A 21,631-nucleotide genomic window follows, 5' to 3' on the forward strand; every position below is an offset into this window, starting at 1 on the left:
CCATGGAGAGTACGACGGGGGCCGCGCGGGACAGCGCAGTGGCACAACGCCTGTCCGTCGACCCCGACACCGTGGAACGCGACCTCATCAAACTCGTCCTGACCATCGTCGAGTTGTTGCGTCAGCTGATGGAACGCACCGCCGTCCACCGCGTCGATCAGGGCGACCTCGGCGCGGACGAGGAGGAACGCATCGGCATGACGCTGATGATCCTGCACGAGCGTATGGAAGAACTGTGCGAGCGCTACGGACTGTCCATGGACGATCTGAACCTGGACCTGGGCCCGTTGGGTTCGCTCCTCCCTCGCGACTCCCTCGGCCGATGAACCGGTCTCGCACAGCGCTCCGGTGAGGCGATCCCCGTTTCACCGTCGAAAGTCAGGCAAGGAGGAATGCCATGAGTACATCGAACGGAAGTGCCAAGGGAACCGGTAATACGACGGCGCGCAAGTCGCCCGCCAAGCGGGCCACCTCGACCGCCAAGAGCGCCCAGTCGAAGGCCACCGCCGCGGCGAGCGAAGCGGAGACGGCGGCCCGCGACGCGGAGGAGTCCGCGTCGACAGCCGTCCGCTCCGCGGGCGAAGCGACGAAGACCGCCGGCCGTGCGGTCGCGAGCGGCCTGCAGATGGGCCAGCAGGCGGTGACGGCGAATGCCGCGAAGGCGGCGACCGCGGCCACCGCGGCCTGGGCCGTCGTGAAGAACAGGAAGGTGATAGCCGCGGGTGCGGCGGCGGGCATCGTCGGCGTCGCCGGCGCCGCGTTCGCGGTCGGCCGTTCCACGGCCAAGCCGGCCGTCGGCCCGCTCACCCGGCTCGCAGGCGGACGGATCTGAGCGCACCTGCATCTGCATCTGCGTTGCGGCTGCTGCGTACGCCGAACGCCTTCCGGTCCGCTCCGTCTTCTCGGAGCGGACCGGCGTCGTTCCCAGCGTGCCCCGCCCCTCCCACTAGCGTGTCCCGCCCCTCCCACTTGGGGCGGCGTGCTCCCGCTTGGGCAGCAGGCGATCAGCCCGCCCGGCACCGTACGTGTCAGGGAGAGTCGGCGCCGCCATCGCACGGGTCGGCCAAGCGGTAGTACGCCACGACGTCCTCTCGGTACTGCCGGTCGGCGAGGTGCTGGTCGGCAAGGAACTGCGGGGCGTCACTGACCTGGTCCTTGGTGAGGGACAGGTGCAGGGTGCCGGACGCCGGGTCGACCGCGACGACCGCACCGGCGGGGATGAGCAGCTTGCCGAAGATCCACGTACCGGCGTCCACGACCAGGTAGGCGTCACCGGCCTCGTCGGAATGCTTGTCCACCGAACCGATGGGACCGTCGGTCGCTTCGACGCTCCAACCGGTCAGGTCGGTCCCCGGCAGATGGCCACATGCCGTGCTGTAGGTCCACGGGTTTTCTGTCATGGTGGCGTCCTCCTCCGTTTCTCGGTGGCGCCTTCCCCTGTTGTCGGAGCCCACACAGCGGCCGCGGTGTCGACGTCCGTCGGGCGGGGCGGTACACGCGTTACGCACGGCTGTGCAGGCATGGGCTGCGGCGGAGCGGTAACGCGACGGTCATGAAGGGCACTGAGAGTTCCGAGCGCGTTGACAGGCGCCTCGCTTCCGGGGGCCGCGGCCCGGCCGACGTGAGTCCAGCCGACGTGAGTCCGGCCGACGTGAGTCCGGCCGACGTGGGTCCTGACGAGCAGGTGGGCCCTGGCAGCGTGGGCCGAGACAAGCCGGTGGGCCCTGACGAGGGTGTCGAAGAGCGTGCTCCCGACAGCCCCTCCGACCTGCCTCGGCGGTCCTGGACGGCCGTGCTGCGCGGCACGCTGAAGGAGTTCAGGAACGACGAACTGCTCGATCGAGCCGCGAGTCTCACGTACTACGGAATTCTGTCCCTGTTCCCGGCTCTCCTGGTGCTGGTGTCCTTCCTCGGTATCGCGGGCGAGTCGGCCATCCGTCATGTGCTGGACACCGTGGACAAGCTGGCCCCGGGTGCCGCACACGACGTACTCGGCGAAGCCGTGGGGCAGCTCCGGGGCAACGGCGGGACAGGTTCTCTCCTCGCCGTCGTGGGTCTGATCCTCGCGCTATGGTCCGCTTCCGGATACGTCGGCGCGTTCATACGTGTCGCGAACGCCGTCTACGACGTCCCGGAGGGGCGCCCGCTGTGGAAGATCCTCCCGCTGCGTTTGGCTCTGACGGTCTCGCTCATGGTCCTGGCCGGCGTGAGCGCGCTGATCGTGGTGGTCACCGGCGAGCTGGCCCGGCATGCGGGCGCCGCTCTCGGCATCGGCGACACGGTCATGACGGTGTGGTCGGTCGTGAAGTGGCCGGTCCTGGTCTTCCTCGTCGCGGTCATGATGGCGCTGCTGTACTGGGCGGCCCCGAACGCCAAGGGCCGCGGATTCAGGTGGGTGAGCCTGGGCAGTTTCCTCGCGCTGGCACTCTGGATGCTCGCGTCGGGCGGATTCGCCTTCTACGCCGCGCACTTCGGCTCCTTCAACAGGGTCTACGGCACCCTGGCGGGCGTCATCGTCTTCCTGATGTGGCTCTGGATCACCAACCTCGCACTCCTGCTCGGCCTGGAGTTCGACGCCGAGGTTGCACGTCAGCGGGCCATCGCGGGTGGACATCCTGAGGACGAGGAGCTGTACATCGAGCCTAGGGACACCCAGAAGTGGTCGGATGCGGAACGTCGCCGCTTGGAGTGATGAGTACGTCGCTGTCACAAGCCTGGCGGTCCAGGAAATCGATCAGAACGCATGGCCCGCAGTTTCACAGTCGGGGACCGGGTGACCACACAGGACCTGGGGCAGACCGCAGGCTCGACGCCGGGCCACCTCGCCGACCTGCCTGTCGGCTGCATCACCGCGCTGTCCGCCGACACCGCCACCGTCGACAGGTACGACGGCGAGAAGGTCGGCGCGACCACAGACGTACCCGTCTCCCAGCTATGCCTCGTCACGGAACAGAGGCTCAGGCGGACGCCGGGCGCGTGGATCGGCGGCGTCGGGAAGGGCATGGGCACGGCGAGCGATTCGAACGGCCTACGGATGGAGTGGGTGCCGTAGCGCCGGGTGCAGCGCATGCCGTGTCAGCCAGGCACTGAGCAGGCGTGCCGTAGCGCCAGGTGCGGGCCTGCCGCATACCGCGGCCGGGCCTGGGCAGCCGCAGGGCGATCGAGGTGAACGCCGTGAGAACCACGTACGGGAAACATACGGACCGCCACAGCGAAGCACTTTCGCAAGCCCACGTCGTGCACGTGACAGGTGACCTGGACATGCATCACGCGGACGAGGTACGAATCACGCTGTTCACGGGGATCGCCCAGGCACCATCCCGGGCCGAGGTTGTCCTCGATCTCAGGCATTCGTCGTTCTGCGACTCCTCGGGCCTCAACGTGCTCCTGGACGCCCGCCGCCATGCCATGGAACTCGGTCACAGCCTCCGGCTCGGGGCACCCTGCCATCAGCTGTTGCGCCTGCTGGAAACGACCGACACGGCGGGGATGTTCGCGGTGGGACCCATCGCGTAGGACTGGCGCACCGGCGGTAGGCGGGCGTGAGGGCTCGCAGCGCGCTCAAAGCACGTTGGCCGGTCTGCCCATGAACTGCAACGATGCCCTCCGAATCGCTATCGGAGGGCATTTGTTCGTTTTCGTGTGTACGGGATGCGGCGCCGAGCTGACCACCCCGTTGTCCCGGGTCGCCCTGCCGGCGCACGCTCATCAGAGGTACGGGAACGGGCTTCAGCTCCCGGTCCTCATGAAGCCGGGCACGTTCGCCGAGGATCCTGAGCCCTGGGGACCGCCGTGGCGGCGGTGGGAGGATATCCCTCCGGGCGAGGCGGTGGCCCGCGGCATCTACGCACCGGTCCACGCGCTCTCCGACAGTGCCCCCGGTTCGATCGTCATCGCACCCGGCGACGCCCGTGGCACCGTGTTGATTCCGGAGAGGGCCGGCGGCAACTGCTGCGGGCTCGACGGCACAGACGGCCCCAACATGGCCTGCGAGGCGTGTGGCATGCCTGTGGCGAGCCGGATCGACGACTGCTCACTCTGGCAGGCGGTATGGCTCGCGCCCCATGCCGTGCGCCGCCTTCCGGTCGACGGCGCGGACTCCGTGCCCCTCAGCTGGGCAGAGCTGTTGAAGGAAGAGAAGCCCACGCCGCCGTTCGAGCCGATCGCCACCTGGGGGCCGCAGTCCGGGACGGACCACTTCTGGTCGTGGAGCCCGCAGTGGGAGGCCGCGGTCGGCCGGGCACTTGCTCACCTGTTGGCAGCCTCGGAGGGGCAGCAGGTGACCGTCTCCGACGGTCTGAGCAAGGAAGTGTTCCAACGCACCCTCGATGCCCTGCTGCCCTCGGGCCCGCAGACACGGCGCGCCGTTCTGGCCGGACCAGGACTGCCTGCCCCCGACGCGGACGCTGACATCGCCCTCGTACCGACCCATCCGCAGACCGGACAGACGTGGACCCCGGGCGCCCCGGCGGCTTCGGCATACCCCGTGCCTCTGCCGTTCGGGGTGTGGCTGTCGCTGGCTTTCCCGAAGCCTCACCTTCCGCTTCCTGCGTCGGGCGGCATGCCCGCCGGCGTCCTGCGCGACGACCCGCCCGCCCCGCGCCCCCGGTACTTGTTCCGGCCCGATCCGAGCGTCCTCCGCCACACCCTGGTTCGACTCCCGGCCGTCCGCAGTCCGCGGTTGCGAGAGATCCTCGAAAGCCTCTCCGGGCACGCGCGCGCCGGCCTCTTCTAGGACGGCCCGGACAACGGAGCCTCCTGCCTGTTCAGGAGCCATCTGAACGTCTACCAGGCCGAATTGGGGCTGCCGTCCGGCATCGGCCCCATGCAGGCGGACGAGTGCGTGCACGCGGTCTGGCGCTTCGAACGGGGGGCATGGTGGACGGTCCCCCGCGTACGAAGCGGGCTTCTTCGAGTACGCAGGCGTGGACGCCACGACGTGGGAGGTCTTCACGCGAATGGTCCGTCCCGCCTCGGGTACGGCGGTCGTGTACGGCGAGCAGAGCTCCTCGCATGGCGATGCGCTGCTCGTTTCGACGCGCTGGCGCTACAGCTTCCGCGAATCCGGCCGGACTGACGGAGTGTCGCTTCCGGCTCGGCAAGGCGTCGACTGGCCGCAGGGCTGGGCTGGCTGGAGACCGACCATCGCGGGCAGCGACAGCCTCAGCCGCTCGGTTTCGCGCGACTTCCCGTACCGACCCGACGGCCTCGGTCATCACTCAGCGTGCCGACAACACATAGCCTCGATCACGACCGACCGGTCGCCATTCTCGAGCTGCGAGGACAAGTCCGCTGATGCGCATCGATCTGACGGGACGTACCGCGCTGGTCACCGGATCCACTCAGGGGATCGGTGCCGCCATCGCCACTGGGCTGGCCCGCGCCGGGGCGCGCGTGGGGGTGAACGGGCGGACGCGGGAGCGGGTGGAGCGGGCCGTTGCCGACATGAGGCGCGAGGCCACGGGCGCGGCGCCGGTGGCGGTCGTCGCCGATGTCACGACCGAGGAGGGCGCCCGCCTTGTCGGCGACGTGCTGCCCGAGGTGGACATCCTGGTGAACAGTCTCGGCATCTTCGGACCGGCCGACCCCTTGGAGATCAGTGACGAGGAGTGGCGCCGGTACTTCGAGGTGAACGTACTGACGGCGGTACGGCTGATCCGCCAGTACCTGCCCGGTATGAGCGAGCGCGGGTGGGGCCGGATCCAGAACATCGCCAGTGACTCGGCGGTCGTCGTTCCCGCCGAGATGATCCATTACGGCATGTCCAAGACCGCGCTGCTGTCCGTCACGCGCGGCTTCGCCAAGCAGGCGGCCGGGACAGGTGTCACCGTCAACTCGGTGATCGCCGGGCCCACCCACACGGGCGGTGTGGAGGACTTCGTGTACGAGCTCGTCGACCGCGACCTGCCGTGGGACGAAGCTCAGCGGGTGTTCATGCGGGAGCACAGGCCGCAGTCGTTGGTGCAGAGGCTCATCGAACCCGAGGAGATCGCCCACATGGTCGTCTACCTCGCTTCCGACCAGGCTTCGGCCACGACCGGCGGCGCACTGCGCGTGGACGGCGGATATGTGGACTCGATTCTGCCGTAGCCGTGCCCGTTCGACCTGGGGCCGGGGCCCTGGGCGACTCGCCGGATACCGGTCGCACGACTTCAACCGGTAGCGTGACCCCTCCCTTGCCCGGGGCGCGTTGACCGAAAGGCAGTACCTGATCGTGACGGACCGGCTTGACCAGGAGACTCTCCAGCAGATCTACGCACGCGGAGGCTCCGACGCCGTGAAGCGTGCGCTGGAGGAATACGCCGCCGTCGCAGGCGACGAGGAGCTGGACGCCGCCGTCGAGCTGGCGTGTGAGGTGATCGCCGCGGAGACGGCGCGCATCACGGCGGTGGCCGATCAGCGTGAGGCCCGGATCGCGGAGCTCGAAGCGCAGGCTCGGGCGCTCCAGGTGGAGATCGATGCCTCCTCCCGGTCGGAGCCGGCCTGACCGTCCTCTGAGCGTGGCGCGGCGCGCCCCTCCGTGCCGGGGTGAGACCCGTACTGCCGTGGGCGGGCTGTGGCCGTGGAAAGCGCGCACTCGTCTCGGCCGTCGTCCACGAGCGGGAGCATGGCAGCTCGTGGGCTCGGGCCTCGTCGTGGAGGAGCCGCGTACCTGGCGCATGCGCGTCTCGCCCCCGCCGATCCCCGCCGCGTCCACCGAGCCCCGCCGAGCCCCAGGTCCGGGCGGGTGTACGCGTCTCCGGGCGGGGCATACGACGTACCCGCCGCCGTTCCCGGCTGCCGGTTCTTCGCCGGACCGGCAGAGTGGACCTGACTCGGGCGTCACCCGGACGGGTCCGTCGGTGCGTTGGCGGGGCGCCGGTCCGGGAAGGCTGGCGTGATGACGGTACGGAGGCCTGGCGGCCAGTGAGGTGGGGACGATGGCAGTGGGGGCGAGTGGTGCCGGCGCCTCGGAGCGTGCGGCCCCGTGGTGGGCCCGAGGGGCTGTGGTGGCCGTCGTGGCGGCGGTCGTCGTGCTGCTCCTGGGGCTCGACGGCGGGGGGCTCCTGATCGTCGTGAGCGGTCTGGCCGCGCTGGTCGTGTCGGCCGCGGGCATCTGGTGGGCGCTGGCCCACCGCGGACCGCGCCGGTGGCTCGGTGTCGTGCTCATGGTCGGCGCGCCCGTGGGTCTGGTCGTGCTGTACGTGCGGGGCGGGCTGTGGGTGACCGCGCTCATCGCGGTCGGGCTCTGGAGCGTGGCGGCGGCCTGTGCGCGGACGGCTCTGCGGCGGCCGCACGCTCGTCATGTCATGCGGGCGGAGCCCCGGCGGCCTCCGCGGAAGCCCGTGATCCTGATGAACCCCGACTCGGGTGGCGGCAAGGTCGAGCGGTTCGAGCTCGTCGAGAAGGCCGAACGGCTCGGCGCCCGAGTGGTGCTGCTGGAGCCGTCCGGACGCTTCGACGTCACGGCGCTGGCCCGCGAGGCCGTGGCCGAGGGGGCGGATCTGCTCGGAGTCGCGGGCGGCGACGGTACGCAGGCCCAGGTCGCCGCGGTCGCCGCCGAGCACGACGTGGCGTTCCTGGTGATCCCCGCGGGCACGCGCAACCATTTCGCCATGGACCTCGGTCTCGACCGCAACGATCCGTCGCTCACGCTGGAGGCCCTGACGGACGGCGAGGAGCTCCGCGTCGATCTCGGCAGCGTGGACGGTCGGCCGTTCGTGAACACCGTGTCGTTCGGGGTGTACGCGGGGGTCGTGGAGCGCCCCGAGTACCGCGACGCCAAGGCGGAGACAGCTCTGGACGTCATGCCCGACCTGCTGCACGAGACCGGCCCGCGGCTGGATGCCACCGCCGACAAGGAGCGGCTGACCTCGCAGCAGGCCATTCTGGTCAGCAACAACGCGTACGCCCGGCCGGATCCCCTGGCGGGCGGTCGCCGGCCCCGCCTGGACCACGGAACGCTGGGAGTCATCGGGCTCCGCGTGGAGAGCGCGGCGCAGGCGGCGGACGTCGCGCTGCGGGGCTCGCAGTCCGACAGTCTGAACGTCCTGACCGCCCACCGCGTCGAGGTCACCTGTGACGCCGAGACCACCATTCCCGTCGCCGTCGACGGCGAAGCGATCACGCTGCCCGTGCCGGTGACGTGCACCGTCCGCCGCCGGGCACTCCGGGTACGTGTGCCGCGCGGCCGCCCCGGCGCGCCCGCGGTCTCGCCTCCCGTCGACTGGCGCCGCGTCCTCTCGCTGGCCTTCCAGGGAAGAGAGAGACGCGACTGAGCGGGAACGGGAACGGAGGGGGCGAGCCATCGACGAGAGCAGAGGGTGATGAGGGAAGCACACGAGCAGGAAGTGGCACGAGCAGAGAAGGCGCGCCGCGCGGGGCGTCGGTTCACGGCGGGTGTCACCGCCGTCCTCGCCGATCTCCGGGCCATCGACGGCGCCGTCTACGCCGCCGTCGCCGCGACGCCCACGCCGACCCTGGACCCGCGCCTGCGGCGGCTGTCGGCCGCGGCCGACCATTCCAAGATCTCTTTCGGTATCGCCGCCGCGCTCGCCCTGGTCCCCGGCCGGCCGCGGCGCGCCGCCGTCCTCGGTGTCGGAGCGGTGGCCGTGGCCTCCGCCACGGCGAATCTGCTCGGCAAGCGGCTCGTACGCCGGTCCCGCCCCGACCGCGAGGCGGCCAGGGTCGTCATCGACCGGCACGTCCCCATGCCGACCTCGGCCTCCTTCCCGTCCGGGCACACGGCCTCCGCAGTGGCCTTCGCGGCAGCCGTCGGCTACGTCCTGCCCCCCGCGGCCCTGCCCCTCACGGCCCTCGCCTGCGCCGTCGGCTACTCCCGCGTCCACACGGGTGTCCACTATCCGGGCGACGTCCTGGCGGGCGGCGTGCTCGGCGCCACGACGGCCACGACCGTCCTGACCCTGGCCCTCTCCCGGCGCGACACTCTCAGGTTTCGGAGGTGACTTTGCATGATCATGCGAGATTATGCATACTCTTCCTATGTCTAAGGTCCTCACCTCCCTTCCTTCCGGCGAGCGCGTCGGAATCGCCTTCTCGGGCGGGCTCGACACGTCGGTCGCCGTCGCGTGGATGCGTGACAAGGGCGCCGTCCCGTGCACGTACACCGCCGACATCGGGCAGTACGACGAGCCCGACATCGCCTCCGTGCCCGGCCGCGCCAAGACCTACGGCGCCGAGATCGCCCGGCTGGTCGACTGCCGTGCGGCGCTGGTCGAGGAGGGTCTGGCCGCGCTCACCTGCGGGGCGTTCCACATCCGCTCCGGTGGTCGGGCCTACTTCAACACCACGCCGCTCGGCCGCGCCGTCACAGGCACCCTCCTCGTGCGGGCGATGCTCGAGGACGACGTGCAGATCTGGGGCGACGGCTCGACCTTCAAGGGCAACGACATCGAGCGGTTCTACCGGTACGGGCTGCTCGCCAATCCGCACCTGCGGATCTACAAGCCGTGGCTCGACGCGGACTTCGTGACCGAGCTCGGCGGCCGTACGGAGATGTCCGAGTGGCTGCTCGCCCACGGCCTGCCCTACCGGGACAGCACCGAGAAGGCGTACTCGACGGACGCCAACATCTGGGGTGCCACCCACGAGGCGAAGATCCTGGAGCACCTGGACACCGGTGTGGAGACCGTGGAGCCCATCATGGGCGTCCGGTTCTGGGACCCGTCGGTGGAGATCGCCGCCGAGGACGTGACGATCGGGTTCGACCAGGGCCGGCCGGTGTCGATCAACGGCAAGGAGTTCTCCTCCCCCGTCAGCCTGGTCATGGAGGCCAACGCCATCGGCGGCCGCCACGGCATGGGCATGTCCGACCAGATCGAGAACCGGATCATCGAGGCCAAGAGCCGCGGCATCTACGAAGCGCCCGGCATGGCCCTGCTGCACGCGGCGTACGAGCGCCTCGTCAACGCCATCCACAACGAGGACACCCTCGCGCAGTACCACAACGAGGGCAGGCGGCTCGGCCGGTTGATGTACGAGGGCCGCTGGCTCGACCCGCAGGCGCTGATGATCCGCGAGTCGCTGCAGCGGTGGGTCGGCGCGGCCGTCACCGGTGAGGTCACCCTGCGGCTGCGGCGCGGCGAGGACTACTCGATCCTCGACACCACGGGCCCTGCCTTCAGCTACCACCCGGACAAGCTGTCCATGGAGCGCACCGAGGACTCCGCGTTCGGTCCGGTGGACCGGATCGGCCAGCTCACCATGCGCAACCTCGACATCGCCGACTCGCGCGCCAAGCTGGAGCAGTACGCCGGGCTCGGCCTGATCGGCACCGCCAACCCGGCCATCGGCGCGGCCCAGGCGGCCGCGACCGGTCTGATCGGCACGATGCCGCAGGGCGGCGCCGAGGCCATCGCCTCGCGCGGCGAGGTGTCCGGCATCGAGGAGCTGCTGGACCGGGCCGCGATGGAGTCCGGCACCGACTGACCGGTCCGGTCCGTCCTCTCCCCCGGAGCCGGCGGCTCCGTACGAGGCCGTCCCGGCGCCCATCGGCGCCGGGACGGCCTCGCCGCGTCTACGCCTCCTTGCGGCGACGGGTGAGGAGCAGGCGCAGACGGCGGCGCGGGGGCTGGTCGGGGAGCCAGCCGAAGGCGAGCGAGCTGCCGACGAGGCCGAGGAGCAGCCCGATGAAGAACCCGCCGAGATTGGAGGTGACCCAGGTCGCGAGCGAGGCCAGGACGGCGACGACCGAGTAGAAGAGGCGCTGGCGTGGGTTGAGCACGATCAGCGCCCCGCACACGATCATGATGACCGGCAGGACGTAGCCGACGAGACTGTCCGCCCCCGCCGCGAGGATCACGGAGATGCTCGCCTGCTGGGTGAGGAGGATCTCGCCACCACCGAGCATGATCATGACCCCGGGCCCGAAGGGCCGGCGGTGGCGCCATCGGCCGAAGGCGCGCCAGGGGTGTCGGCCGGCGCCGTCCGAGGTGCCTGCGGCCGCCGGGGCCGCGGAGGCGGGTGCCGCCGGGTCCGACGACGCCGGGGGCGGCGATGACGCGTTCGACGACGCCGGGTTCGAGGACGCCGCCGGGCCGGCCGATGACGCCGGTGCCATCGTCAGCAGCCCTCGGACGCGAAGCTCATGTGCAGGTCGGGCAGGGTGAAGCGGGTGGCGGTGGTGGCGTAGTTGGTCTGGTGCACGTCGGTGATGGTGACGGTGTCGGCCTGCTGGCCGAAGACGCCGAGCGGCCCCTTGACGGGCGGCTTGTCGAAGGTGCTGGCGTCGCCGCCGATCTCGATGTTGTCGAAGGCGGCGAGCTTGCCGGAGATCTCGGTGGAGTCCGTGGTCAGACCGGTCGCCTTGACCGGCGTGCCCCTGTTGCCCGCCGTGATGCGCAGATGGGTGCCGCCGAGTTCCACGCTCTGGCAGAGATCGGTGAGTTCGGCCTGGCGGATGGCGGTGACGATGACCAGCACCTGGCCGCCGGTGTCACCGGCGTTCGGGCTGCCTTCGGGCATGGTGTCCAGGGCCCCGAACTGGCCGAAGCCGGTGCCCTTGAGGGTGTCGGCCTTCACCGTGAACGGCATGCCGGAGATGGCGAACTGGGCGGCGAGGGCCCCCTGGGCCGTCAGTACGACGAGGGTCGCGGCGATCGCGCAGGCGGGGGCCGCCATGAGGGCGGAGCGCCGGAAACGGACGCGGCCGCGTCGCCGCACCTCCTCGGCCGGGGATGAGGAGGGTGCAGGGGTGGGCTCTTCGGGCAGGGCGGGGCCTTCGGACATGGCCATGAGGTGCTCCTGACAATGACGAGGAAACAGACCTGGTGGCGGTGGTGTCCTGGCGCGGACGGTCCCCCGACCCGCCCGGGTCTTCCTCACGTCTCGTGCACGGAGGCGGCCGCGTGGCAGGGAACCGCCTGGACCGTAAGCCCGTCGTTACCGCCCAGTCAACTACCGTGCAGTAGAAAGGTGTCGATGGTGCGTGCGGTGCGGGACGTCACGCACAGGAGCCCACGTCAGCACCACTGGACGCACCGGACGCACCGGTGCCGTCGTTCCCCGTGAACGGTGCGACCACGACGTGCACCAGCGTGTCCAGCAGACGCGGCAGCTCCCCTGTGCGGTCCTGGTCGACCGCGCGGTGCACCGCCGCGTGGACGGCTCCGACGACCGTGTCCACCAGCTCCGCCCGCTCCACCCCCGGCGGCGCGGGCGGCGCGTCGACGAAGAACCGGCGGAAACTGGCCAGAAGTTCGGCCCGCGCACGGCGCCCGGCGGGCCCCGCCGACTCGATCTCGACGACCATCCGCGCGAAGGCCGGGGTCTGCGACAGCAGCGCCAGCATCGTACGGAGTCCTGCCCGCACCGCCGCCGGCCAGGAGGCCGCGCCGCCCGCCTCCTCGTACGGCCTCTGCATGGCCCGTACGACCATCTGCGTACCACTCCGGTACGCGGCGAGTACCGCGTCCTCCTTGCCCGTGAACAGGGCGTAGAACACGGGCCGGGTCACTCCGGCGGCCCGGCAGATGTCGCTGATCCGGGCACCGGCGTACCCGTGCGCCGCCACCATCCGGGCCACCCCGTCGAGCAGCCTCTCGCGCTGCCTCGACGCCACCTGTTCCGGCGTCAGACGCCGGGGGCCCGGGCGCAGGGAGCGTTCCGGGTCGCGGCCCGTACGCGCGCCGGGCAGGGCCTGCCACTCCTCGGTCGGACGAGCACCCTTCACCGGCCACATCCCCCCAGGGCTGTTGACGTCACATACTCGACAGGTTTACAACCCTGATGGGTTTTCCTCTCGTTGTGCGGTCGGCGGCCCGGTCCCCCGGGGACGCGGACCCGCCCGGCACCGCACACCGGACAGCACCGCACACAGCACCGTGTATCACGCTCTCGTCGCGTCCCGCGACATCGTCGGGCCGATCCGTGGCGCCGGATCGGCCCGACAAGAGATGCCCCTCGCTCTGCCTGTCCCCTTCGAGCCGCATCCTTCCCCTGCCACCGGCCGCCGCCGGCCACTCACGCGTGCCCGTACCGGGCGATGTCCCCGCGCCCCTGGGCAGAGCCGGGTTCCACCACTGCCATCCCCTCGCCATCCTGGTACGAAAGGACCCCCACCATGAACAAGCGTGCCTTCTTAGCCTCCGCCGGAGCGGCCCTCGCCGCGGTGCTGGCCGTCACCCAACCGGCCGGTGCGGCCGGCGCGGTGCTGACGACCGGCAGTGCGAGCGGTCCGTCGGTCGCGGTCGGCGACGTCCTCGCCGCCTCGCTCGTCTCCGGCACCACCGCCAAGATCGCCACCACGTCGGGCGGCAGCACCGGCATCACCTGCAACGCCTCCGCCTTCAGTGCCACCGTCACCAGCAACCCCGCCGCGCCCGGGACCGCGACCGAGACGCTGACGTCCCACACACTGAGCACCTGTACGACCAATATCTTCGGGGCGACCGGTGTGCAGAGCATCACGGTCAACAACCTGCCCTACACCACGGCCGTCACGTCCGGCGGGTCGCTCACCGTGACCGCGGGCAGCACCGGTCCCATCCAGACCACGCTGAAGATCAACACGATCCTGGGTCTGACGACCTGCGTGTACCGGGCGACGAGTCTGACGGCGGCCCCGTCGAACGCCGACAACTCGCTCGCCTTCTCCAACCAGCACTTCACGAAGGCCACCGGGCCCGGCACCTGCCCGGCGAACGGCTACTTCACGGCCACGTACGGACCGGTCCAGGACAGCACCCAGGCCGGCGCCCCCGTCTTCGTCAACTGACTCCGGCGCCACTCGCCCCAGGTCCGTCCGGGAGCGCACGCGACGCGTTCCCGGACGGAAGCCGGGCGACGGTCCACTTGGCCTGCGTGGAGAGGGCGCTGAGCGCCTTCACCGACCGCTCGGCGATGGTGGCGAGCAGACGCCTGGCGTGTCCCATCGTCGTCCGGGCGAGTTCTGTGTGACCCGCCTCCGCGGCGGCGAGGGTCAGTTCGAGGTGCTGCTCCGTGACCAGACGGCCGAGCCCGAGGCGACGGCCCTCGGGGAATTCGTCCAGCGCCGTCCGCGCCTTCTCCAGGGCGCGGGCGGCGGCCGGAAGGTCGCCCTTGTGGCGTTCGAGGCGGGCGAGGACGGAGGCCTCGGAGGCCCGGTCCCGCGGTGAGTCCTGGAGGGAGAGGAGGTTGACCTGACCACGTGCCGCCTGGGCATGGTCGCCGAGGCGCTCCAGTGCGCGGCTCAGCCGGCGGAGCCGGTCCGCGTCCGGGCCGGTGTCGTCCAGCATGCGGATCAGGGCGACCCGTGCGTTCTCGATCCGTCCCTGCCGGTGGGCGAGGTCGACCCAGGTGAAGTCGTCCTCAGGACGTCGGCCCTCCTCGGCACGCGCCCACTCGACGGCCTCCGTGAGGTCGGTGATCTGGCCGGCCGTCGCCGCGCGCAGCACTCCGGCGCGCAGAACCGGATCCGCGGCCACCTCCTCCCGTACGGTGAGGTCACCGGAGCGCATCCGCTCCAGCGCCGCCCGCCCCGGGGCGAGGACGATGTCCCGCAGCGGCTGCCGGTAGCGCTCCTCCAGCTGGTACGCGCACAGCTCGTCGGAGTTGAGCAGCAGGTGGTCGGGCTCGGTTCGCCTCGTGGCCGCCTCGGACAGGGCGTGGAGTTCGGTGAGCGGCCGGTCGGGAAGTCCCAGCCCGGCGATCAACGCCCTCCTCTGCGCGTCGATTTCGGGGGCGGACTCCTCATAGGTGTCGATGTCCCCCTCCCGTACGGCGGCCAGCAGACCTTCCTCGTCCAGGTCGGCGGAGACGTCCTCGCACCACCAGGGCAGCCGGACAAGGATCTCGAGCGCCACGCTCACGGAGTCGGCGAGCAGCGAGGCGTACCCGTCGGAGGAGGCGTGGAGGACGGCCGTGCCGCCGCAGAGGAAGTACGTGCCGCCGGTGTCGTCTCCCGCGATCGGCTCCAGCGAGGCGCCGGACGCCAGATGGACGTCTTCCACGTGGTACGCCCGCTCGATGTCGAAGTTGAAGGGGTAGGCCGCCAGTTCGGCCAGGTCGGGGCGGGTACGCAGCAGTTCCAGTACGCGGTCGGTCATGGGCGTTCACCCTAGAGGGCCCCGGGGCGACAGCCCGCAGGGCCCCGGGACCCGGACCGGACGCGTACGTCGCTAGGTCAGGCGCCACTTCTGGTTGTCCGCTCCCGTGCAGGCCCAGATCTGGGCTCGCGTGCCGTTCGCCGAGGAGTGGTCCGAGGCGTCCAGGCATTTGCCGGAGGCCACGTTCACGAGGTCCGAGGAGGCGGCTTGGTGGCGCCAGTTCTGGGCGCCCGTGCCGTTGCAGGTGTACAGCTGGACCTTGGCCCCGTCCGACGTCGCACCCGCGGTCACGTCCAGGCACTTGCCCAGCGCCCGTACCGTGCCGTCGGGGTGGACGGTCCAGTGCTGGGCCGCCGTGCCGTTGCAGTCCCAGAGCTGGACGGGCGTACCGTCCGCGTCGGCACCGCCCGCGACGTCGAGGCACTTGCCTCCGAGGCCGACGAGACCCTGGGTCGCGCTCTGCGTGCCCGCCCAGGTGAAGGTGGCGGACGTCTTGCCCGGGAGCGTGTACGTGTAGTGCTGCGCGCCCCAGTTGACGGTGACGGGCCGCGCCGCGGTGGAGTCGTTGTAGGCGATGAGGGCCTTCGAGCCGTCGGTGTTGCGCCAGGCGACGTTGGGGACGGTCGAGCTGGTGGTGGAGGCGATGCGCTGCGCTCCGGGCCGTACGAACTTCGTGAGGTGGCCCATCGTGTAGTACTCGATCGTGTAGTCGACCTGGCCGTGCCGGGCGTCGCCGTTGTGGACGGTGACCAGGCCGTCGCAGGTGCCGCAGCCGCCGTTGTGCGGGCCGCGGTTCTGGTCGACCGCGAGGGACCACTTGGTCACCGACTTCGCCCAGTTGCGGGTGTAGTCGATGATGTTCGTCATGTCCTCGCGCTGCTGGTTCGCGATCCAGGTGCCGCCCGAGTGCTCGGTCTGGAAGGCGTCCAGCTGCGGGTAGCGGTCGTGGATCTCGGTCTGCTTGGCGACGTTCCCGCCGTAGCCGTGCCAGGCGACACCGCCGAAGTTCGGGTGGCTGCGCACGGCGGGGTCGTCGACGGTCTGGGCGGCGTACGCGTCGTAGGTGTCCCAGTTCCAGTCGTGGGCGAGGACCTTGGTGGGCAGGCCCGCGTTCCGGAGCTCGGGCAGCAGCTCGCTCTTGGTGAAGTACGCGAGACCGGAGGCGTTCCAGCTCATCGACGGATAGCCGGAGCAGCAGGTCGGTTCGTTCTGGGCGGTGACGTAGTCGACCGGGACGCCCTGGTCGCGCCAGCCCTGGAGGTACTTCACGAAGTAGTCGGCGTACGTTCCGTAGTTCTCGGCCTTGAGCCAACCGCCGTTCAGCTGACCGCTGTCCTTCATCCAGGCGGGGGCGGTCCAGGGCGAGGCGACGACGGAGAGCGCCGGATTGAGCTGCTTGGCCTGCTTGGTGAGCGGCAGGACGTCCTGGAGGTCGTGGGCGAGGGAGAAGCGCGCGAGGGTGGGGTCGGTCTGACCGGCCGGCAGGTCGTCGTACGTGTAGCCGAAGCGGGCCAGGTCGGAGCCGCCCATCGGATTGCGTACGAAGGAGAGGCCGATGCCGTCGGTCGGCGAGAAGAGCTTCCTCATCGTCGCGTCCCGGGTGGCCTGGGACAGTGCGCCGGAACCCTTCATCAGCCAGGCGGCGGTGTCCGTGAAGGAGGCGCCGCCCCCGGAGAACGTCTGGTAGCGGGTGCTCTCGTCGACGGTGAGCGTGGTGCCGCCCCCGCCGTTTCCGGCCTGGAAGGTGATCGGGGTCTGCTGCTGCAGTCCGCGGGTGACATGGCGGCCGCCGGCGTCGTCGGTGGTGGTCAGCCAGACATTCACCTGCTCGGCGGCAGCCTGCGCGGGGGCGGCGGAGAGGCCGCCGAGGGCGGTGAGTCCGGAGGCGGCGAGTGCGCCGGCGAGGAGGGTTCTCATCAAGCGGCGGGGGGCCTGTGGCCCGTGGTTCGGACGGAGCATGTCGGTGCCCTTCTCGGCAGAGTGTGGGGGAGGTCCGAGAATCCGGTCGCGGGTCGAGCCGGTGCGCGCCGGGTCCGCGTCGACTCCGCTGCGGCGTCAGGTCGCGTCCGAGTCGAGTCGAGAGTGAACTGGGCGTCGGGGCGATCGTCAAGGTGTCACGCATTCAAATCCTGAACACACGACTGGAGTTGCGGGGGCCACAGAGGAGTTTGAGGCGTTCAGGGTATGAACTCTTGACGACAGGATCAGCGGGCGGTTGACTCGCCGCACCGCGCCGGAACCGGTTCCGGAAGCGGTTCCGACACCGATGTCAGTCGCTCTACGCGGAGGCTCCCGATGCGTGTCACGATCGCCGATGTCGCACGTCGGGCGGGTGTCAGCAAGACGACGGTCTCCCGGGTCCTGAACACCAAGGCCGAGGTCGACTCCGCCACGGCCGCCCGTGTTCGTGAAGTGATCGACGTCCTGGGGTATGTCCCCAGCTCGGGGGCCGTGGGCCTGGCACGCGGCAACAGCCGCACGGTCGGCATGCTGACGCCCTCGCTCACCTGGCCGTGGATGGGCGAGGTGCTCCAGGGCGTCGTCGACACCGTCGAGGCCGCCGGATACGGCCTGTTGCTCTTCACCTGCAACCGGGGCGCCGAGTCCGTCAGCCACTTCGCCGGCCAGGTCTCGGCGAGGGCGTTCGACGGGCTTCTCGTCGTCGAGCCGGATGGCACCCTCGACACGATCACGGCGATGCACCGGCGGGGACTGCCCGTCGTGCTCATCGACGACCGCGGCCACCACCCCGCGTTCCCCTCGGTCGCCACCACGAACCGGGCCGGAGGCGCGACTGCGGCGCACCATCTCCGCGCCTCGGGCCGTACCCGCCCGCTCGTCGTCACCGGCCGTCGCGACTTCGGATGCGTACGCGACCGGCTGGACGGGTTCCGAGACGTCCTGCCCGCCGAACTGGTCGTCGAGGGCGAGTTCACCGAGGACACGGGCCTCCACGCGGTCCGGCGGGCGCTGGCCGAGGGCTGGGACTTCGACTGCGTCTTCGCGCACAACGACCTCATCGCGGCGGGCGTCCTGGGGGCTCTGCGGGAGGCCGGGCGGAGCGTCCCCGACGACGTCGCCGTCGTCGGCTTCGACGACATCCCCATGGCCCGGCACACCGAACCGGCGCTGACCACGATCCGCCAGCCCATGCGCCGCATGGGCGAGACGGCCGCCGCGATGCTTCTCGCCGGCCTCGGGGGCGAACCGATGCCCCGCGAGCCGGTCGTCCTGCCCACCGAACTCGTGATCCGGCGCTCCGCGCCCACGCCCAGGTCCGCGCCCACGCCGACGCACACGCACACGCCCGGATGAGCCGGGGCGCAGGCCCCCGCGTCCAGCCGGGCCGCGGCCGGACCGGCTCCGGCCGTCGCCGTAGGTCCGACGCATGGGTCCCTGCCTGCGCCCGTACGCCCTCGAGCGCCCCCGATCCGGTACGTCCCGGTCCCGGCGTCCCGGCCTGCCCCTGTCCCTGTACGTCCCAGCCCCCGTACGTCCCAGTCCCGTACAAGGAGCCGCAATGCCACGATCCACGGCGGTGATCGCCGTCACCGCTCTGCTCGGCACTCTGCTCACCGGAGCCCTGCCGAGCGCCGCCGCCGACGAGCCGCCGCCCCCGCCGGTGGCCGTCGACCGGTTCGAAGGGGAGATCCCCTTCGCCGACCCGCCCGCGGAGGGCCTCTTCACCTGGGGCAGTGACGCCGACGACCCGCCGAAGCTGCGGATCGCCGAGCGGGCGGACGCCCCGGAGGGCGCCAAGGTTCTCGAAGGCGACTACGACATCAGCGGCTGGGGCGGGTTCACCCACGACTTCGCCTTCGACAGGCCCGCGCACGACTGGACCGCCTCCAAGGGCATCCGCTTCTGGTGGTACGGCCAGAACACCGCTCCCCTGCCGCCCGGATCGGGCAAGCGCATCCACTTCGAGCTCAAGGACGGCGGGGCGAACGGCGAGGCGTCCGAGCTGTGGACCACCTCGTTCACGGACGACTGGGAGGGCTGGCACCTCGTCGAGATCCCGTTCTCCGACTTCCAGTACCGCGCCGACTACCAGCCGGTGGGCGGAATCGACCAGGTCCTCGGGCTCGACAGGATGTGGGGGTACGCCCTCACCCTGCCGCCCGGTTCCCCCGGCACGTTCGCCCTGGACGGCGTGGAGCTCTACGGCAAGGCCGAACCGGCCCTGAACACCAAGGTCGTCACCGAGGCCGTCGTCCACCCGGTGGGCGAGGGCGGTACCGCCCAGGTGAAGGTCTCCGTCGCCACGACGGGCTCCACCCCGCTCGCCGAGCCGGTCACCGTCACGTACGCGACCGAAGGTGGCAGCGCACGGCCCGGCGCCGACTACACGCCGGTCACCGGCACCCTCACCTTCCCGGCCGGCACGGCCTCCGGCGCTTCCCGCTCGATCGCCGTGCTCACGAAGAAGGACCGGTCCGCGGAGTCGGCCGAGACGATCCCGCTCACGCTGAGCGTGACGGGCGCCAAGGCCCCCTCGGAGAACCCGCTCGTCGTCGTGGACGCCCATGGTCTGCCGTACCTGGACCCGAAGCTTCCGGTGAAGAAGCGGGTCGCCGATCTGCTGGGGCGGATGTCGCTCGCGGAGAAGGCCGGTCAGATGACACAGGCCGAGCGGAACGCGCTGCGGTCGCCGGGCGACATCGCCTCCTACGACCTCGGCTCGCTGCTCTCGGGCGGCGGGTCGGTGCCCTCGCCCAACACGCCCGCAGCATGGGCGAAGATGATCGACTCGTACCAGCTGCGCGCGCGGGCGACCCGCTTCCAGATCCCGCTGATCTACGGCGTGGACGCGGTGCACGGGCACAACAACGTCGTCGGTTCGACGATCATGCCGCACAACATCGGCATCGGCGCGTCGCGCGACCCGAAGATCGCCGAGCGGACGGGTGCCGTGACGGCGAAGGAGGTCCGGGCCACGGGCATCCCGTGGGACTTCGCGCCCTGCCTGTGTGTCACGCGCGACGAGCGCTGGGGCCGGTCCTACGAGGCGTTCGGCGAGGACCCCGCCCTGGTGACCGCCATGGAGACCGTGATCAACGGGATGCAGGGCGCGCCTGACGGCCGGGACCTGGACCGGAACGACAAGGTGCTGACCAGCGCGAAGCACTTCGTGGGCGACGGCGGAACCGAGTTCGGGTCCTCGGCCACCGGCTCGTACACGATCGACCAGGGCGTCACGAAGGTCACCCGGGAGGAGCTGGAGGCGGTGCATCTCGCGCCGTTCGCCGAGGCGGTGAAGCGCGGGGCGGGCACGGTCATGCCCTCGTACTCCTCGCTCGACGTCCTGGGCGACGACCGGGGGCCGGTGAAGATGCACGCCAACGCGGAGATGATCAACGGTGTCCTGAAGGAGCGCATGGGCTTCGAGGGGTTCGTGATCAGCGACTGGCAGGCCATTGACCAGATCCCGGGCGACTACCCGAGCGACGTACGGACGTCGGTCAACGCCGGGCTGGACATGATCATGGTGCCGACGAACTACCAGGACTTCACCCGGACCCTCAAGGACGAGGTGGCGGCCGGTCGCGTCGGACAGGCGCGGATCGACGACGCGGTGGCGCGGATCCTGACGCAGAAGTTCAGGCTGGGCCTTTTCGAGCAGCCCTACGCCGACACCTCCCACCTCGGGGAGATCGGTTCCGCCGGGCACCGTGCGGTGGCGCGGGAGGCCGTCGCCAAGTCCCAGGTGCTGCTGAAGAACGCGGGCGGGGTGCTGCCGCTCGAGAAGTCGCAGAAGGTGTACGTCGCCGGCTCCAACGCCGACGACATCGGCAACCAGGCGGGCGGCTGGACGATCAGCTGGCAGGGTTCGCCGGGGCGGACGACTCCCGGTACGACGATCCTCGAAGGGATGCGGAAGGCGGCGCCCGACGCGGAGATCGCGTACTCCAAGGACGCCTCGGCCACCACGGACGGCTATGACGTCGGCGTGGTCGTCGTCGGCGAGACACCGTACGCGGAGGGGTTCGGTGACGTGGGCAACGGTCACGACCTCGAACTGACCGCCGCCGACAAGGCGGCCGTCGACAAGGTCTGCGCCGCGATGGCGTGCGCCGTCCTGGTGGTCTCCGGCCGCCCCCAGCTCATCGGTGACCGGCTCGGCGCGATCGACGCCCTGGTCGCCTCGTGGCTGCCGGGCACGGAGGGCGACGGCGTCGCGGACGTCCTCTACGGTGTGCGTCCGTTCACCGGGCAGCTCCCGGTCACCTGGCCGAAGTCCGAGGCGCAGCTGCCGGTCAACGTCGGCGACACTGCGTACGATCCCCAGTTCCCGTACGGCTGGGGGCTGACCACGCTCACGGCGGCTCCGGTCGGTGGGGACTCGGCTCTCCGGGCGATCGGCGTGGCCGCCAAGGTGCTCCAGGTGACGGGCCACGGGACCTCGGCAGAAGGCAGGGTTCTGCTCGGCAAGGCCCGGTCGATCGTCCAGCGGAAGATCGGGGAGAACGTCACGGAGGCGACGGCGAAGCCGTTCGCCGAGGCGGACCACCTGCTCCTGACGGGTGATCTGACGGGTGCGGTGGCGAAGCTGAGGGCGGCGTACAAGGCAGCCGGCTGAGTCGTCGGCGGAAGGGGGGTGGGCGCAG

At 70.9% G+C, this 21,631-nt stretch carries 20 protein-coding genes and 1 pseudogene; 15 read left to right on the top strand and 6 right to left on the bottom strand.

The features are described from left to right. Positions 1–2 precede the first annotated feature (2 nt). Together ACF1G2_RS33175 and ACF1G2_RS33180 are read left to right on the top strand one after the other, a co-directional pair. On the top strand, positions 3–326 hold the full coding sequence (locus ACF1G2_RS33175; RefSeq protein WP_391801864.1) for a gas vesicle protein K: 324 nt from the start codon (positions 3–5) through the stop codon (positions 324–326). Positions 327–397: 71 nt separating this feature from the next. Beyond that, on the top strand, positions 398–832 hold the full coding sequence (locus tag ACF1G2_RS33180; protein WP_391801865.1) for a hypothetical protein: 435 nt from the start codon (positions 398–400) through the stop codon (positions 830–832). Between the two features lie 196 nt (positions 833–1,028). Here the strand turns inward: ACF1G2_RS33180 and ACF1G2_RS33185 are convergent, their stop codons facing one another. Further along, positions 1,029–1,400 carry a PRC-barrel domain containing protein gene (locus ACF1G2_RS33185; RefSeq protein ID WP_391801866.1) on the bottom strand — a complete coding sequence of 124 codons (372 nt, stop codon included), beginning with the start codon at positions 1,398–1,400 and terminating at the stop codon, positions 1,029–1,031. A gap of 152 nt (positions 1,401–1,552) precedes the next feature. Between ACF1G2_RS33185 and ACF1G2_RS33190 the strand changes: the two genes are divergently transcribed. The 10 genes and pseudogenes from ACF1G2_RS33190 to argG all read left to right on the top strand — a co-directional run bounded on the left by ACF1G2_RS33190 (position 1,553) and on the right by argG (position 10,428). Next, complete coding sequence (locus ACF1G2_RS33190; RefSeq protein WP_391801867.1) at positions 1,553–2,692, top strand: YihY/virulence factor BrkB family protein; 1,140 nt, start codon at positions 1,553–1,555, stop codon at positions 2,690–2,692. Between the two features lie 81 nt (positions 2,693–2,773). Then, positions 2,774–3,052 carry a hypothetical protein gene (locus ACF1G2_RS33195; RefSeq protein ID WP_391801868.1) on the top strand — a complete coding sequence of 93 codons (279 nt, stop codon included), beginning with the start codon at positions 2,774–2,776 and terminating at the stop codon, positions 3,050–3,052. 122 nt (positions 3,053–3,174) lie between these two features. Then, positions 3,175–3,516 (top strand): STAS domain-containing protein, encoded by a 342-nt coding sequence (locus ACF1G2_RS33200; RefSeq protein WP_391801869.1) that lies wholly within the window; start codon positions 3,175–3,177, stop codon positions 3,514–3,516. 112 nt (positions 3,517–3,628) lie between these two features. Continuing rightward, the gene (locus ACF1G2_RS33205; RefSeq protein ID WP_391801870.1) at positions 3,629–4,735 is read left to right on the top strand and encodes a hypothetical protein; all 1,107 of its coding nucleotides are present in this window, start codon (positions 3,629–3,631) and stop codon (positions 4,733–4,735) included. 18 nt (positions 4,736–4,753) lie between these two features. Next, positions 4,754–5,077: pseudogene (locus ACF1G2_RS33210) on the top strand (hypothetical protein); the annotation flags it as partial. Positions 5,078–5,295: 218 nt separating this feature from the next. After that, on the top strand, positions 5,296–6,090 hold the full coding sequence (locus tag ACF1G2_RS33215; RefSeq protein ID WP_391801871.1) for an SDR family NAD(P)-dependent oxidoreductase: 795 nt from the start codon (positions 5,296–5,298) through the stop codon (positions 6,088–6,090). Between the two features lie 124 nt (positions 6,091–6,214). Beyond that, positions 6,215–6,487 (top strand): hypothetical protein, encoded by a 273-nt coding sequence (locus tag ACF1G2_RS33220; RefSeq protein WP_391801872.1) that lies wholly within the window; start codon positions 6,215–6,217, stop codon positions 6,485–6,487. 433 nt (positions 6,488–6,920) lie between these two features. Then, positions 6,921–8,258, top strand: a complete 1,338-nt coding sequence (locus ACF1G2_RS33225; RefSeq protein WP_391801873.1) for a diacylglycerol/lipid kinase family protein — start codon at positions 6,921–6,923, stop codon at positions 8,256–8,258. Between the two features lie 48 nt (positions 8,259–8,306). Next, a complete protein-coding gene (locus tag ACF1G2_RS33230; RefSeq protein ID WP_391801874.1) occupies positions 8,307–8,945 on the top strand; it encodes a phosphatase PAP2 family protein in 639 nt (212 codons plus the stop codon). A 37-nt stretch (positions 8,946–8,982) separates the two neighbouring features. Continuing rightward, complete coding sequence (argG, locus tag ACF1G2_RS33235) at positions 8,983–10,428, top strand: argininosuccinate synthase (protein WP_391801875.1); 1,446 nt, start codon at positions 8,983–8,985, stop codon at positions 10,426–10,428. A gap of 88 nt (positions 10,429–10,516) precedes the next feature. On the opposite strand, the gene ACF1G2_RS33240 is transcribed toward argG, so the two are convergent. From ACF1G2_RS33240 to ACF1G2_RS33250, 3 genes are all read right to left on the bottom strand, one after another. Then, positions 10,517–10,855: a DUF6114 domain-containing protein gene (locus ACF1G2_RS33240; RefSeq protein WP_391801876.1), complete on the bottom strand. Its 339-nt coding sequence runs from the start codon at positions 10,853–10,855 to the stop codon at positions 10,517–10,519. Between the two features lie 206 nt (positions 10,856–11,061). Continuing rightward, positions 11,062–11,733 (bottom strand): DUF6230 family protein, encoded by a 672-nt coding sequence (locus ACF1G2_RS33245; RefSeq protein WP_391801877.1) that lies wholly within the window; start codon positions 11,731–11,733, stop codon positions 11,062–11,064. 208 nt (positions 11,734–11,941) lie between these two features. Next, complete coding sequence (locus tag ACF1G2_RS33250; protein ID WP_391801878.1) at positions 11,942–12,670, bottom strand: TetR/AcrR family transcriptional regulator; 729 nt, start codon at positions 12,668–12,670, stop codon at positions 11,942–11,944. A 390-nt stretch (positions 12,671–13,060) separates the two neighbouring features. Between ACF1G2_RS33250 and ACF1G2_RS33255 the strand changes: the two genes are divergently transcribed. Next, complete coding sequence (locus ACF1G2_RS33255) at positions 13,061–13,714, top strand: Tat pathway signal sequence domain protein (protein WP_391801879.1); 654 nt, start codon at positions 13,061–13,063, stop codon at positions 13,712–13,714. Here ACF1G2_RS33255 and ACF1G2_RS33260 read toward each other — a convergent pair. Together ACF1G2_RS33260 and ACF1G2_RS33265 are read right to left on the bottom strand one after the other, a co-directional pair. After that, positions 13,707–15,023, bottom strand: a complete 1,317-nt coding sequence (locus tag ACF1G2_RS33260) for a hypothetical protein (RefSeq protein ID WP_391801880.1) — start codon at positions 15,021–15,023, stop codon at positions 13,707–13,709. The genes ACF1G2_RS33255 and ACF1G2_RS33260 overlap by 8 nt on opposite strands. Before the next feature lie 72 nt (positions 15,024–15,095). Continuing rightward, complete coding sequence (locus tag ACF1G2_RS33265; protein ID WP_391801881.1) at positions 15,096–16,940, bottom strand: ricin-type beta-trefoil lectin domain protein; 1,845 nt, start codon at positions 16,938–16,940, stop codon at positions 15,096–15,098. A gap of 378 nt (positions 16,941–17,318) precedes the next feature. On the opposite strand from ACF1G2_RS33265, the gene ACF1G2_RS33270 reads away from it, so the two are divergent. Continuing rightward, positions 17,319–18,338, top strand: coding sequence for a LacI family DNA-binding transcriptional regulator (locus ACF1G2_RS33270; protein ID WP_391801882.1), 1,020 nt, complete (start codon positions 17,319–17,321; stop codon positions 18,336–18,338). Between the two features lie 205 nt (positions 18,339–18,543). Next, a complete protein-coding gene (locus ACF1G2_RS33275) occupies positions 18,544–21,603 on the top strand; it encodes a glycoside hydrolase family 3 N-terminal domain-containing protein (RefSeq protein ID WP_391801883.1) in 3,060 nt (1,019 codons plus the stop codon). Positions 21,604–21,631: the final 28 nt, after the last annotated feature.

Source organism: Streptomyces sp. NPDC013457, from assembly GCF_043089925.1.
In the GTDB taxonomy this organism is placed as follows: Bacteria; Actinomycetota; Actinomycetes; order Streptomycetales; family Streptomycetaceae; genus Streptomyces.